11 protein-coding genes are annotated in these 14,008 nt (G+C 69.3%); all 11 read right to left on the reverse strand.

Features of this window, described 5'->3' with window-relative positions:
• Positions 1-76: 76 nt before the first annotated feature.
• A complete protein-coding gene (yjfF, locus tag C8K30_RS08610; protein ID WP_108492445.1) occupies positions 77-1,084 on the reverse strand; it encodes a galactofuranose ABC transporter, permease protein YjfF in 1,008 nt (335 codons plus the stop codon).
• Positions 1,081-2,145, reverse strand: a complete 1,065-nt coding sequence (locus tag C8K30_RS08615; protein WP_233257057.1) for an ABC transporter permease — start codon at positions 2,143-2,145, stop codon at positions 1,081-1,083. Before C8K30_RS08615 ends, yjfF begins: the two co-directional genes overlap by 4 nt.
• Positions 2,142-3,668 carry a sugar ABC transporter ATP-binding protein gene (locus tag C8K30_RS08620; RefSeq protein WP_108492446.1) on the reverse strand — a complete coding sequence of 509 codons (1,527 nt, stop codon included), beginning with the start codon at positions 3,666-3,668 and terminating at the stop codon, positions 2,142-2,144. Before C8K30_RS08620 ends, C8K30_RS08615 begins: the two co-directional genes overlap by 4 nt.
• A 109-nt stretch (positions 3,669-3,777) precedes the next feature.
• Positions 3,778-4,782 carry an ABC transporter substrate-binding protein gene (locus C8K30_RS08625; RefSeq protein ID WP_199230399.1) on the reverse strand — a complete coding sequence of 335 codons (1,005 nt, stop codon included), beginning with the start codon at positions 4,780-4,782 and terminating at the stop codon, positions 3,778-3,780.
• A gap of 252 nt (positions 4,783-5,034) precedes the next feature.
• Positions 5,035-6,549, reverse strand: a complete 1,515-nt coding sequence (araA, locus tag C8K30_RS08630) for an L-arabinose isomerase (RefSeq protein ID WP_108492447.1) — start codon at positions 6,547-6,549, stop codon at positions 5,035-5,037.
• Positions 6,546-7,307, reverse strand: a complete 762-nt coding sequence (locus tag C8K30_RS08635) for an L-ribulose-5-phosphate 4-epimerase (RefSeq protein WP_108492448.1) — start codon at positions 7,305-7,307, stop codon at positions 6,546-6,548. The genes araA and C8K30_RS08635 overlap by 4 nt, the downstream gene beginning before the upstream one ends.
• Positions 7,304-8,971, reverse strand: a complete 1,668-nt coding sequence (locus C8K30_RS08640; protein ID WP_108492449.1) for a xylulokinase — start codon at positions 8,969-8,971, stop codon at positions 7,304-7,306. The genes C8K30_RS08635 and C8K30_RS08640 overlap by 4 nt, the downstream gene beginning before the upstream one ends.
• Positions 8,972-9,234: 263 nt before the next feature.
• Entirely contained in the window at positions 9,235-10,638 is a 1,404-nt protein-coding gene (locus C8K30_RS08645; RefSeq protein WP_199230400.1) for an RICIN domain-containing protein, read from the reverse strand.
• 200 nt (positions 10,639-10,838) lie between these two features.
• Entirely contained in the window at positions 10,839-12,188 is a 1,350-nt protein-coding gene (locus C8K30_RS08650) for an ABC transporter substrate-binding protein (protein WP_108492595.1), read from the reverse strand.
• A 49-nt stretch (positions 12,189-12,237) separates the two neighbouring features.
• Positions 12,238-13,101, reverse strand: a complete 864-nt coding sequence (locus C8K30_RS08655; protein ID WP_108492451.1) for a carbohydrate ABC transporter permease — start codon at positions 13,099-13,101, stop codon at positions 12,238-12,240.
• The gene (locus C8K30_RS08660) at positions 13,101-13,934 is read right to left on the reverse strand and encodes a carbohydrate ABC transporter permease (protein WP_369939550.1); all 834 of its coding nucleotides are present in this window, start codon (positions 13,932-13,934) and stop codon (positions 13,101-13,103) included. The genes C8K30_RS08655 and C8K30_RS08660 overlap by 1 nt, the downstream gene beginning before the upstream one ends.
• Positions 13,935-14,008 lie beyond the last annotated feature (74 nt).

Here is a 14,008-nt window from a genome sequence, read left to right on the forward strand (position 1 = left end):
CGCTTCGATCAAGCAGTTCGGCATGGATGTGGGGCCAGAACCATGCCGAACTGCTTGATCGAAGCGGACCTTGGGGTCAGGTACGCCTGAGGGTCAGGATCCGCTGGAGGGCCACGAAGATCAGCAGCAGCACGCCGATCACGATCTTGGTCCACCACGAGCTGAGAGTGCCCTCGAACGTGATGATGGTCTGGATCAGGCCGAGCACCAGCACGCCCAGCACGGAGCCGAGCACAAAACCGGTGCCGCCCGTCAGCAGCGTGCCACCGATGACGACCGCCGCGATGGCGTCGAGCTCCATCGCGACGCCGGTCAGCGAGTAGCCGGACCGGGAGAACATCGCGAACAAAAGGCCGCCGAGCCCGGCGCACGTGCCGCTCACCACGTAGGCGAGCACCTTGGTGCGGGCCACGGGCAGGCCCATGAGCAGGGCGGACTGCTCGCCGCCGCCGATCGCGTAGACCGTGCGGCCGAACCGCGTGAAGTGCAGCACGAGGAAGCCGAGGCCCACCACTATCAGCGCGATGAGCACGCTGGAGGTCATGCGCCACTCGCCGAAGATCTGCACCCAGCTCGCGAGCGAGACGAACGACGCGTTGTCGATGGCTATCGACTCCGGCGCGATGAGGAAGCACAGCCCGCGCGCGAAGAACATGCCGGCCAGCGTCGCCACGAATGGCTGCACCTGGAAGTAGTGGATCATCACGCCGTGCGCCAGGCCGATCACCGTCCCGGCGAGCACGGCGAGCGGGATCACCACGGCCACCGGCCAGCCGGCCTGGAGCAGGGCCGCGGTGACCACCGTGGACAGCGCCAGGACCGACCCGACCGACAGGTCGATGCCGCCGGTGAGGATCACGAACGTCATGCCCACCGCGAGCACGATGAGGTGCGCGTTGTTGATGAACAGGTTGGAGATCACGGCGGGCGTCAGGAAGTTCTCGTACCGGGTGCCGCCCACGATCAGCATGAGCGCGAGCACCACGAACGTACCCAGCACCGGCAGGTAGCGCCGGTCCAGCCGGGTGGGGATCTGCAGCGCGCGGCGCTTGCGCGGCGCGCTGGCGGGGGCCGACGTCGTCATCGGGCCTTCACCTCCGTCGAGTCAGGGCTCGCAGCGGGCTGCGGCTCGGGCGGTACGGCGATCTGGCGGCGGCGCGCGGCCGTGAGCCGCTCCCGCATCCTGGGCGACTGCAGCAGGGTCACGGCGATGACGACGAGGGCCATGAACAGCGGCGTGACCAGCGGCGAGATGCCGAGCACGGTGACGGTCCGCTCCAGGGTGGCGATGACCAGCGCGCCGACCAGGGTGCCGGACAAGTTGAACTTGCCGCCCGAGAGCGCCGTCCCGCCGATTACCACCGCGAGGATCGCGTCGAGCTCGATGAACAGGCCGGCGTTGTTGGCGTCGGCGGCCATGGTGTCGGCGCTGATCAGCAGGCCGGCCAACCCGGCGAACAGGCCCGACGCCGTGTACACGGTCCAGGTAAGGGTCTTGGACCGCACGCCGGAGAGCCGGCTCGCGGCGGGGTTGATGCCCGTCGCCTCCAGCAGCATGCCGAGCGCGGTACGCCGCACGACGAACGCGACCACGGCGAACACGCCGAACGCGATGACCGCCGCCACGGGCAGGCCGAGCCAGAACCCGGAGCCCAGCACCTTGAACGGCGCGCTGTTGACGGTGGTGATCATGCCGCCCGTGATGAGCATGGCCACACCGCGGCCCGCCGTCATGAGGATCAGCGTGGCGATGATCGGCTGGATGCCCAGCACGGACACCAGGAACCCGTTCCACACCCCCAGCACCACGCACAGCGCCAGGGCCAGGCCGATGGCGGTGAGCACGGTGACGGGCGACTCGGGATCCGGCGACGACGCGATGTGCGACAGCGCCACTGCCCCCGAGACCGCTACCACCGCGCCGACCGACAGGTCGATGCCGCGCGTCGCGATGACCAGCGTCATGCCGAGGGCGACCAGCAGCAGGGGCCCGGTGATCCGCAGGATGTCGATCGGGGCGCCGAACAGGTGGCCGTCCCGGACGGTGATCGCGAGGAAGCTGGGCCGGGCGACGGTATTGGCGACCAGCAGGGCGACCAGGGCGGCCACCGGCCAGAACAGGTGGTGGCGAAGCACGTCCCTCACGCTGCCCCACCCCCGGCGATGAGGTCGACCACCTGGTCCATCGTGGCTCCTCCTCCGTCGATCTCCGCCACCTTGCGGCGGTCCCGCATCACGGCGATGCGGTGCGATATGCGCAGCACTTCCTCGAGCTCCGCGGAGATGAAGACGACGGACATGCCGTCGGCGGCCAGCTCGGCCACGAGCTTCTGGATCTCCGCCTTGGCGCCGACGTCGATGCCGCGGGTGGGCTCGTCCAGCACGAGGAGCTTCGGGGCGGTGGCGAGCCACCGCGCGAGCACCACCTTCTGCTGGTTGCCGCCGGACAGGTTGCGCAGCAGCGCCTCCGGGTTCGCGGGCCGGATGCCGAGCTGCTCGATGTACTTCGCGACCAGCTCGTCCACCTGCTTACGGGGCAGCGGCCGCATCCAGCCGCGCTCCGCCTGAAGCGCGAGCACGATGTTCTCCCGCACGGTGAGGCCGTCCACGACGCCCTCGCCCTTGCGGTCCTCGGACGTGTAGGCGATGCCGTGGCCCATGGCCGCGCGCGGGGTCCGCAGGCGGGTCGCCTTCCCGGCCACGCGGGCCTGTCCGACGTCGGCCCGGTCGGCGCCGGTGAGCAGGCGCGCCAGCTCCGTGCGGCCCGAGCCGAGCAGGCCGGCCAGGCCCACCACCTCGCCCTCGTAGAGGTCGAGGTCGAACGGCTGCACCGAGCCCTTGCGGCCCAGGCCCACCACCTGCAGCAACGGGGTGGCGCCCGCGGGCCGCTCGGCCTGCTCGGCCACCTCCTCGGCGGCCTCCAGCACCTCCATGGAGCGGCCGATCATGTGCTGCACCAGCTTTGCGGCCGGCAGGTCCGCGGTGACGAACTCACCCACGAGAGCGCCGTTGCGCAGCACGGTCATGCGGTCGGACACCTCGTACACCTGGTCCAGGAAGTGGCTCACGAACAGGATCGCGACGCCGTCGTCGCGCAGCGCGCGCATGACGGTGAACAGGTGCGCCACCTCGTCGGTGTCCAGGCTGGAGGTGGGCTCGTCGAGGATGAGCACCTTGCAGTCGCCCACCGTGGCGCGGCAGATCGCGACGAGCTGCTGCACGGCCAGCGAGTGCGACCCCAGGGACGACCCCGGGTCGATGCGCAGGCCCATCCGCTCGAGGTGGACCGCCGCCTGCCGGCGCATCGCCCGCCAGTTCAGGCCGCCCAGCAGCCGCGGCTCCGCGCCGAGCATGATGTTCTCCGCGACCGTGAGGTTCTCGCAGAGATTGACCTCCTGGTACACGGTGCTGACGCCGTGCGCCCGGGCGTCGGCGGGACCGGTGAACCGGCGCTCGACGCCGTCGACCCGGATCGTTCCCGCCGTCGGCGTGTGGATCCCGGTGAGGGCCTTGATCAGGGTGGACTTGCCCGCGCCGTTCTCGCCCATGAGGGCGTGGATCTCGCCGGGGCGCAGGCTGAAGTCGACCCCGTCGAGGGCCTTAACCGGCGGGAACTCGACGCTGATCCCGGTCATCTCGACGACGGGTGGTGCTGTCTGGTGGGTCATCCTCGACCTTCTTACTCGGTCCTTGGCCGTGGGCGTGATCGTTGCGCCCATGACGGGCACGTAGTCGCAACGATCACGCCCACGGCCAAGAGAGGCACGGCGGTAGGGATCAGTACTCGCGCGTGGGCAGCGCTTCCTTGGCCGCTTCCTGGTCGAACGCCTCGTCCTTGACGACGATGCGCTTCTCGACCTCTTCGCCGGCGATGACCGCCTTGGCGATGTCCGCCAGGTCCGGCCCGAGCAGCGGGTTGCACTCGACGATGTAGTTGATCTTGCCGTCGGCGAGGGCCTGCATGCCGTCCTTGACGGCGTCGATCGTGATGATCTTGATGTCCTCGCCCGGCGTCATGCCCGCGGCCTCGATGGCCTCGATGGCGCCGAGCCCCATGTCGTCGTTGTGCGCGAAGACGAGGTCGATGTCGTCGTGCTTGTTGAGGAAGCCCTCCATGACCGTCTTGCCCTCGGCGCGCGTGAAGTTGCCGGTCTGGCTGTCGATGATCTCGATGTCGGAGCCCTCGATGGCGGACTCGAAGCCCTCCTTGCGGTCGATCGCCGGGGCCGCGCCCGTGGTGCCCTGCAGCTCGACGGCCTTGTAGCCCTCGCCGTCGTACTGCTCCACGGCCCACTCGCCGGCCGTGACGCCCTCCTTGACGAAGTCCGAGCCGATGAACGACTCGTAGAGGGACTCGTCGTCCGAGTCGACGGCGCGGTCCGTGAGGATCACGGGGATGCCTGCCGCCTTGGCCTCCTGGAGGACGGCGTCCCAGCCGGTCTCGACCACCGGGGAGAACGCGATGACGTCCACACCCTGCGTGATGTAGGAGCGGATGGCCTGGATCTGGTTCTCCTGCTTCTGCTGCGCGTCGGAGAACTTGAGGTCGAAGCCGTTCTCCGCGGTGAGCGTGTCCTGGATGGACTTGGTGTTCGCGGCGCGCCACCCGGACTCGGCGCCCACCTGCGAGAAACCGAGGGTGATGACGCCGTCGTCGGCGCCACCGGTCTCGCCTCCGCCCCCGGTCTCAGTGCCTGCGTCCGAGCTGCACGCGCCGAGCGCGAACAGTGCGGCTGCCGACACTGCGGCCAGAACGGTACGGGTCAGGGTAGTGCGTGCCATGTCTCCTCCTTGAGATCCCGCACGACTGCGTGCGGGGGTTAGCGGCGTATTTGCCCGAGTTGAATGTTAGCGCTCACATCGGACTGGCAGGTAGTGGGTGGCGTCACATTCCAGTAACGAGTCTGCCGCGTTTCCTATGGAATAGGAATATATCTAATAGATCCTGATGTTCCCGGCGTCAGTAGTGCGGGCTGTCTGTTGCCTCGGACGGCCTGAGGCAACGGACAGCCCGCACTCGACGGACGGGGTCGGTCAGAGGCCCTGGGCCACTCGGTAGTAGACCTGGTTCCAGCGGACCTGGTCGGCGAAGCCGCGACGCGTCGTGTCCTCGTCGATGACCAGCAGCTCCGTGCGCGCGATGTTCGCGAACACCTCGAACGCCTCGATGCCCGCGGCGGTCGACATGACGGTGTGGTGGGCACCGCCCGCCGTCAGCCAGGACTCGGCCGAGACCTCGAACGACGGCCGCGGCGCCCACATCGCGCGGGCGACCGGCAGCTTGGGCAGGTCGCGCGGCGGGGTGACGACGTCGACCACGTTGGCCGTCAGCCGGAACCGGTCCCGCATGTCGGCGAGCGACACCACGACGGCGCCCTCGACGGCGTCCGCGGAGAACACCATGCGGACCGGGTCCTCCTTGCCGCCGATGCCGAGCGGGTGGATCTCGATGCGCGGCTTGGCGGTGGTCAGCGACGGGCAGACCTCCAGCATGTGCGCGCCGAGGATGAGCTCGGAGCCCGGGGTGAGGTCGTAGGTGTAGTCCTCCATCAGGGAGGCGCCACCGGGCAGCCCCTCGCCCATCACCTTGGCTGCCCGCACGAGCACCGCCGTCTTCCAGTCGCCCTCGGCGCCGAAGCCGTAGCCCTTCTCCATGAGGCGCTGTACCGCCAGGCCGGGGAGCTGGCGCAGGGCGCCCAGGTCCTCGAAGTTGGTGGTGAACGCCTTGGCGCCGGCCGCCTCGAGGAACCCGAGCAGGGCGAGCTCCTGGCGCGCCGCGTAGCGCAGGGAGTCGTGCCGCTCGCCGTCCGCCCGGAGCTCCGGGGCGACGTCGTACTTCTCCTCGTACTCCGCGACCACCTTGTCGATGGCGGTCTCCTCGACGGCGTCCACAGCCGCGACCAGGTCGTTCACGCCGTGCGTGTTCACCGAGACGCCGAACCGCAGCTCGGCCTCGGTCTTGTCGCCCTCGGTGACCGCGACGTTGCGCATGTTGTCACCGAACCGGACCAGCTTGAGCTCGTGCGTCGCGGCCCAGCCGGCCGCGCCGCGCACCCAGGTCCCCACCCGGCGGGTGACGGCCGGGTTGGAGACGTGCCCCACCACCGTCGTCCGCGCGACGCCGAGCCGCGTGGCGATGTACGCGTACTCGCGGTCGCCGTGCGCGGCCTGGTTGAGGTTCATGAAGTCCATGTCGATGTCGTCCCACGGGAGCTCGACATTCGCCTGCGTGTGCAGGTGCAGCAGCGGCTTGCGCAGCACGTCCAGGCCCGCGATCCACATCTTCGCGGGGCTGAACGTGTGCATCCAGGTCACGACGCCCAGCACCTTGTCGTCGCTGTTCGCGTCGAGCATGGCGCGGCGGATGGCCACCGAGTCCTTGAGGACGGGCTTCCACACGACCTTGACGGGCACGTCCGACGACGCGTCCAGCGCGCGGGCGACCTCCTGGGACTGCTCCGCGACCTGGGCCAGGGTCTCCTCGCCGTAGAGGTCCTGGCTCCCGGTGAAGAACCAGACCTCGCGGTCCGCGTAGGGCTTGGTGCTCATGCCTTTCCTTCCGTGTTCTCTGCGGCGGTGCCCGACGTCGTCGCGGGCTGGCCGTAGACGTTCTGATAGCGGTCGTAGAGCGAGTCGATATGCTGCTGCTCGATCGGCACGGGCTCGCCGAGCTGGCGGGAGACGTGCACCGTGCGCGCGACCTCCTCGACCATCACGGCCGCCTTCACGGCGGCGCGCGCGTCCTTGCCGATGGTGAACGGGCCGTGGTTGCGCATCAGCACGGCGGGGCTGCGGTGGCCGCTGAGGGTCTCGACGATGCCCCGGCCGATCGAGTCGTCGCCGATGATCGCGAACGGTCCCACGGGGACAGGGCCGCCGAACTCGTCGGCCATCATCGTCAGCACGCACGGCACCTCCTCGCCGCGCGCGGCCCAGGCCGTCGCGTAGGTGGAGTGCGTGTGCACCACGCCGCCCACCTCGGGCATGTGCCGGTACACGTAGGCGTGCGCGGCGGTGTCCGACGACGGCGAGCGGGTCCCGTCCACGAGGTTGCCGTCCAGGTCGCACACCACCATGCCGGCCGGGGTGAGGTCGTCGTAGGAGACGCCCGACGGCTTGATGACGAACAGGTCGGCACTGCCGCCCGGCACCTCGGTGTTCGGCACGCGCTGCGAAACGTTGCCCGCGGTCCAGACCACCAGGTCCCAGCGCGGCAGCTCGGCGTGCAGGTCCGAGACGACGGCGCGCACGCGCGCCACCTCGTCCTGGACCGCCCGCGAGTAGTCGGTCAGGGCTTTCGCGGTCATCCGTCTGCCTCCTGCGTCGTGTTTCTGGTCCGGAGCGCGGCGACGGCGGCGCGCTCGATCGCCAGGCCCGCGCTGTAGCGCTCCAGAAAGGCGGAGAAGCCCGCCACGTCGTCGGCGTCGGGCTCGACGACGTCGAGCGCGGCGTCCGCGAACACCTCGGCGCCCAGGTAGGCGCCCAGGTCCTGCTCGGGGGCGGCCGCGCCGTGCGCGGAAGCCCGGTAGGCGGCGAGCACCGCAATGCCCCAGGCACCGCCCTCGCCCGCCGTCCGGCCCACGGCCACCGGCGCGCCGAGCGCGGCGGCCAGCAGGCGCTGGGCCACGCCCTCGGTCTTGAACAGACCGCCGTGCGCGAACATCGCGTCCAGCTCGACCCGCTCCTCGGCCAGCACGCGCATGCCGAGGCTCAGGGTGCCGAACGCGCTGTAGACCTGGGTGCGCGCGAAGTTGGCCAGCGTGAGCCGGCTGTCCGGGGTGCGGGTGAACAGCGGGCGCCCGGCCTCCAGGCCGGTGATGGGCTCGCCGGACAGGTAGTTGTAGGCGAGCAGGCCGCCGCCGTCGGCGTCGCCGTCCAGGGCGGACCGCAGGAACGCCTCGAAGACCGCGCCCGGCTCGGCCGGCTGCCCCAGGGCCGCCGCGAACTGGCCGAACACCTCGGCCCAGGCGCCCAGCTCGCTGGCCCCGTTGTTGCAGTGCACCATCGCCACGAGATCACCGGCCGGGGTGGTGACGAGGTCCAGCTCCTCGTGCACCCGCTCCAGCGGCTGCTCCAGGACGACCATCGCGAAGATGCTGGTCCCGGCGCTGACGTTGCCGGTGCGCGGCGCGACGGAGTTGGTCGCGACCATGCCGGTACCGGCGTCGCCCTCGGGCGGGCACAGCGGGATGCCGGGCCGGAGCGTGCCGGTCGGGTCCAGCAGGGCGGCGCCCTCCTCGGTGAGCGCGCCCGCGTCCGCGCCGGCCGGCAGGACGCGCGGCAGCAGGTCCGCGATGCCCTGGCCGGGGCCCCGGTCGCCCACGAGCTCGTCGAACTGGGCCAGCATCCGCCGGTCGTAGTCCTTCGTCGCCGCGTCGATCGGGAACATGCCGGAGGCGTCGCCGACGCCGAGCACCTGCTGCCCGGTCAGCCGCCAGTGCACGTACCCGGCCAGCGTGGTGAAGTGCCGCACCCGTGCCACGTGCGGCTCGTCGTCGAGGATCGCCTGGTGGAGGTGGGCGACCGACCAGCGCAGCGGGATGTTGTGCCCGAACAGGCCGGTCAGCTCGGCGGAGGCCCGCTCGGTGGTGGTGTTGCGCCAGGTGCGGAACGGCACGAGCAGCTCGTCCGCCCCGTCGAACGCCAGGTAGCCGTGCATCATCGCCGAGACGCCGATCGCGCCGACGGTGGCGGGCCGCACGCCGTACTGCGCCTCGACGTCGGCCAGCAGAGCGGCCACCGAGTCCTGCAGGCCGGACCAGACGGCGTCCAGCGAGTAGGTCCAGATGCCGTCGACGAGCTGGTTCTCCCAGTCGTGGCTGCCGCTCGCCAGCGGCGCGTTGTCCGGGCCGACGAGGCACGCCTTGATCCGGGTGGAGCCGAGCTCGATACCGAGAGCGGTCCGACCCTGCTCGATCGCCTCCCGGAGACCGGCGAGCCGCCCCACTCCTTCGTCCTGCCGCTCCACCATCGTGGACCGCTCCGTCCTGCCCGCACCGTCGCGAGGCGTAGCTCGTGTAACCGTCGTCCGACCGTCGGCCGTCGACTTGCCGTCAACGGCGATGTTAGCGCTCACACGATACGTTACGACAACTTGCGTGCTCAACGAGCCGGCGCCTGCCATCCGCCGTCTACCGATGCCTGCGCCGAGGTAGAACTGTGGCGAAGTAGCCACAGTTCTACCTCGGCGGGAGCCAGTGGATGCCGGATGCGGTCAGGGCTGGGTGCCGCCGCTCAGCCCCGGGTCCACTGCTGGTTGGTGCCACCGTTGCAGGCGTAGGTGATCAGGGCGGCACCGTTCGCCGTCGAACCGCCGTTGACGTCCAAGCACTCGCCGGTCGCCCGCGACCGGATGGTCACATAGCTGCCGGACGCCACGACCACGGACCACTGCTGGTTCGTGCCCGTCCCGCAGCTCTCCTGGGTCACGGTCGTCGAGTTCTCCTGCACGCAGAGCGAGCTGTGCCGGGCCATGAGGTTGTAGTAGCCGCTGCCCGCATTCCGGAACCAGAACCGCTGGTTCCCGCCGCCGTTGCAGTCGTACTGCTTGAGCTGTGCCCCCGCGGCGTAGGACTGGCTGGTCACGTCGGCGCACTTGCCGGAGTGCCGCGCGGTGAGGGTCTCGAACGGCCCGCCCTGCCCGGTGATCGTGCCGGCCGCCGCGTCGATCACGAGCTCCGGGTAGTAGCTGAACGACATCGACGTCGAGGTGGGGAACGTGATCGGCGCCCACACGTACCTCGAGCCGTTCACGTTGGTCCCGATGGAGTTGCCCCAGCGGTCGCCCAGGTACAGGTAGGACGTGCCCGAGGTGCCCTGCACGGGCAGCACGAACGTCGTCTGCGAGCCGTACGCAGTGGCGTCGCCGGCGTTCTGCATTGCCGACCAGCCGGACGCCAGGTTGCTGGTGGTCGCGTACTTCTGCTGGTTCGGGCTCCAGCCCGTGGCGCCGGAGGTCAGCATGAAGTACGTGCTGCCCCGCTTGAACAGCGCGGGCGCCTCGCGGTGGCCGCCGGGCCACGGGTTGGCGACGAGCGACTGGATGCCCGTGTAGTCGGCGGTGAGCCGGTAGATGTGCAGGTCGTAGTTCTCGTTCGCGGCCGAGTACATGTAGCCCGCGCCGTCGGTGTCGACGAAGACGCCGATGTCGCGGGACATGTGCCCGAGCGGCCGGAAGCTCCCGCGATAGTCGTAGTCGCCGTCCACCGTGCTGCTCACGGCTACCGCGGCGCGCGCCTCGCTGTAGTCGGTGCTGTTCTCCTTGTGCATCCACATGACGAACTGCCCGGTGGACGCGTTGTACATCACCTTGGGCCGCTCGATGTTGGCCGTCGCCAGCTCGGGGTCGCTCGCCTCGGTGAGCACGTGGTTGCGGAACTCCCAGTGCACCAGGTCGGTGGACCGGTAGGCCGACACGTACCGGAACGTGTTGTCCGCGTTCCGGTTCTCGCCGAACCAGTAGTAGTACGAACCCACCTTGACCACCCCGCCGCCGTGCGCGTGCAGCGGGTTGCCCGACGTGTCGGTGAACTGGGTTGCGTTCACCACCGTCTCGGGAGATGCCTGGGCGGAGACCGCGCCGGCGGCTGTCGCCAGGACGCAGGCAAGGACAGCGAGGGCAGCATGAAGACGCCTCACGGGACCACACTCCTTCATCGCAGTGCAGGACTCAGTGCAGGACTTGGTGCAGGTACGGGTGATGCGGGGCGGTGCAGGTGATGCGGGGCGGTGCAGGTGATGCGGGGCAGTGCAGGTGATGCGGGGCAGTGCAGGTGATGCAGGGCGAGCGGGGACCCCGTGGCTCGGGATCCCCGCTCGGTAAGGGTTGGCGAGCGGCGTCAGCCGTTCACGTTGAACCCCTGTTCCGTGCCGTAGGAGACGTTCTCGTCCTGCCAGGCGGCGAGGCCGTCCAGCAGGGACGACTTGTCGAGGTACGCCTGGCCCACCGTGTCCGCGTAGATGCTGTTCGCGTACGACTGCCACGGCAGGTACTGCCAGCCCTCGTTGACGTCGCTGGCGCCCGCTGCGAGCACCTCGTTGATCTTCTGCCCGCCGAAGTACTCGGACTCGTAGCCCAGGAAGTCCGCCGACTCCAGGTCCTTGACGGTGGCCGGGAAGCCGCCGGTGTCCATGAACGCCTTGATGGACTCGTCGCTCGAGTTGAGCCACTTCAGGAACCCGGCCGCGAGCAGCTTGTTCTCCGACGCCTCCGGGATGGACTCCGTGCTGCCGCCGTTCTCCGCGTTCGTCGGCGTGCCGTCGTACGTCGGCATCGGGGCGACGCGCCACTTGCCCTTGCCGTCGGGCACGCCGTCCTCGAGGACGCCCGGCATCCACGCGCCGAGCGCGACGGACGCGATGGTGCCGTCACCGAGGGCCTGGTACCACTCGTCGCTCCAGCCCGGGAGCTGGCAGAGCAGCTCGTCGTCGATGAGGGGCTGGTACATCTCGGCCCACTTCGTCGCGCCCTCGTCGGCCAGGTCGATGGTGACCGCGTCGCCGTCGGTCTGGAACGGGGTGCCACCGGCCTGCCAGATCATGCTGGTGGTGAAGCCGGGGTCGCCCGAGTCGTTGGCGAGGCACGTGTCAGGGTCGTTCTTCTTGATCGTGCGCGCGGCCTCGACGTACTCGTCCCAGGTCGTCGGCACCTCGACGCCCGCGGCGTCGAACGCCTCCTGGTTGTAGAAGAACGCCATCGGGCCCGAGTCCTGGGGCAGGCCCCAGATGCCACCGTTCTGCGAGACCGCACCCCAGGTGGACGGCGTGTAGAGGCTCTCCAGCTCGTCGAACCCGTACTCGGTGAGGTCGGCCAGCTGGCCCGGGAGCTGGAACTGCGGAACGGACTGGTACTCGATCTGCACGACGTCGGGCACGCCGGTGCCGGCGGCGAGCGTGTTCTGCAGCTTGGTGTTGGCGTCGCCGGCGCCCGTGGTGTCCACGAGCGTGACGTCGACGTTCGGGTACGCCTTCTCGAACGCGTCGACCTGGGTCTGGGCCTGCGGGGTCCACGTCCAGTAGGTGATGCTGCCGCCCTCCTGGAGCGCGGCCTCGATCTCGTCGGCGCTCGCGCCCTCGGCTCCGCCACCACCGCCGTCGTCGTCCCCGCCGCCAGAGCAGGCGGTGAGAGAGACGGCCAGCAGCGTGGCCACGGCCCCGACAGCGACTCGTCGGTTACGGGTGATGGTCATGATCTTTCCTTCTTCCACGTCGTCGTAGTTCAGGTCTTGCAGCACTTCGTTATGCCTTCACGCCACCGGCGCTCAGGCCGGACTGCCAATACCGCTGAAGCAGCAGGAATGCGATGACGATCGGCACGACCGTCAGGAACGAACCCGTGATAACCAAGTTGAACACTGGCTGGGCCCCGATGCCGGACGCGTCCGCCAGCCACTGGTACAGGCCCAGCGTCAGGGGGTAGAGGTTCGGGTCGTTGAGCATGATCAGGGGGAGGAAGTAGTTGTTCCACGTGGCGACGATCGCGAAGAGCGCCACGGTCACGATGCCCGGCGCCAGCAGGCGGAGCGAGATCGTGAAGAACGTGCGCCACTCGCCCGCGCCGTCGACCCGCGCCGCCTCCAAGATCTCGCTGGGCACCGCCTCCGCCGCGAACACCCACATGAGGTAGAGCCCGAACGGCGACACCAGCGACGGCAGGATGATCGCCCACATGGTGTTGGTCAGGCCCACCTGGCTGAACAGCAGGAAGGTGGGAACGGCCAGCGCGGTGCCGGGCACCGCGATCGCCCCGAGGATCGTCGCGAACACCGCGTTGCGGCCGCGGAACCGGTACTTGGCCAGCCCGTACCCGGCGGCGGTCGCGAGCAGCGTTGCACCGCCGGCGCCCACCACCACATAGACCAGCGTGTTGGCGAACCAGCGCACGAAGATGCCGTCGTCGTGGGTGACGACCTGCTGGAGGTTGTCGAACAGCGCGAACGGACCGGAGAACCAGAGGCCGAACGAGCTGAGCAGCTCGGGCTGCGTCTTGGTGATGCTGAACAGCATCCAGGCCAGCGGCAGGACCGAGTAGACGATCAGGGCGCCCAGCAGGACGGTGAGCGTGACCGACTTGCGCGGCCGGAGGTAGGAGTAGCCGGCCATCACACATCCCTCCGGGTCCCACGAAGCTGCACCACGTACGCGATGACGGCGGTCACGAGACCCATCACGATCGCGACCGTGGCGGCGTAGCTCACCTGGTTGCCGGTGAAGCTCAGGTTGTAGGCGTAGATGTTCGGCGTGTAGTACGTCGAGATCAGGGCCGGCTGGATCTGCTTGAGGATGTTCGGCTCGTTGAAGAGCTGGAAGCTGCCCAGGATCGAGAAGATCGTCGCGATCAGCAGGGCCCCTCGGACGGCGGGCAGCTTGATGGACCGGACGATGCGGAACTGGTTGGCGCCGTCGATGGACGCAGCCTCGTAGATCTCGACCGGCACCGTCTTGAGCGCCGAGTACAGGATCAGCATGTTGTAGCCCACGAACTCCCAGGTCACGATATTGCCGATCGCCGTGAGGATCCACTGCTTCGTGTACGGATCGACGAGCGGGAAGCCCACCAGGTCGTTGAGGCTCCCGGTGAGGCCCAGGCGGTCGTCGTACATGAAGCCCCACATGAGCACCGCCACGACGCCGGGGACGGCGTACGGCAGGAACAGCGCCACACGGAAGAAGCTCTTGCCGTGCAGCCGACCGCTGTCGATCGCGAGCGCGGCGATCAGCGACAGCCCCAGCATGATCGGGACCTGCACCAGAAAGAACAGCCCGACGCGGCCGGCGCCGTCCCACAGCTTGGGGTCGGTGAATGCGGTCACGTAGTTGTCGAACCCGGCGAACGTGGTCCCACCCATGAGCTGGTTGCGAAACAGGCTCAGATACATGGAATAGACCAGCGGGGTCACGATGAACAGCGCGAACACCACCAGGAAGGGCGTCACGAAACTCCAGCCCGCCGCGGATACGCGGAGGCTCGGTGGGCGGCGACCAGCCACTGGCGCACCCCTTTCCCCGG

The organism is Promicromonospora sp. AC04 (assembly GCF_003058225.1).
Classification (GTDB): Bacteria; Actinomycetota; Actinomycetes; order Actinomycetales; family Cellulomonadaceae; genus Promicromonospora.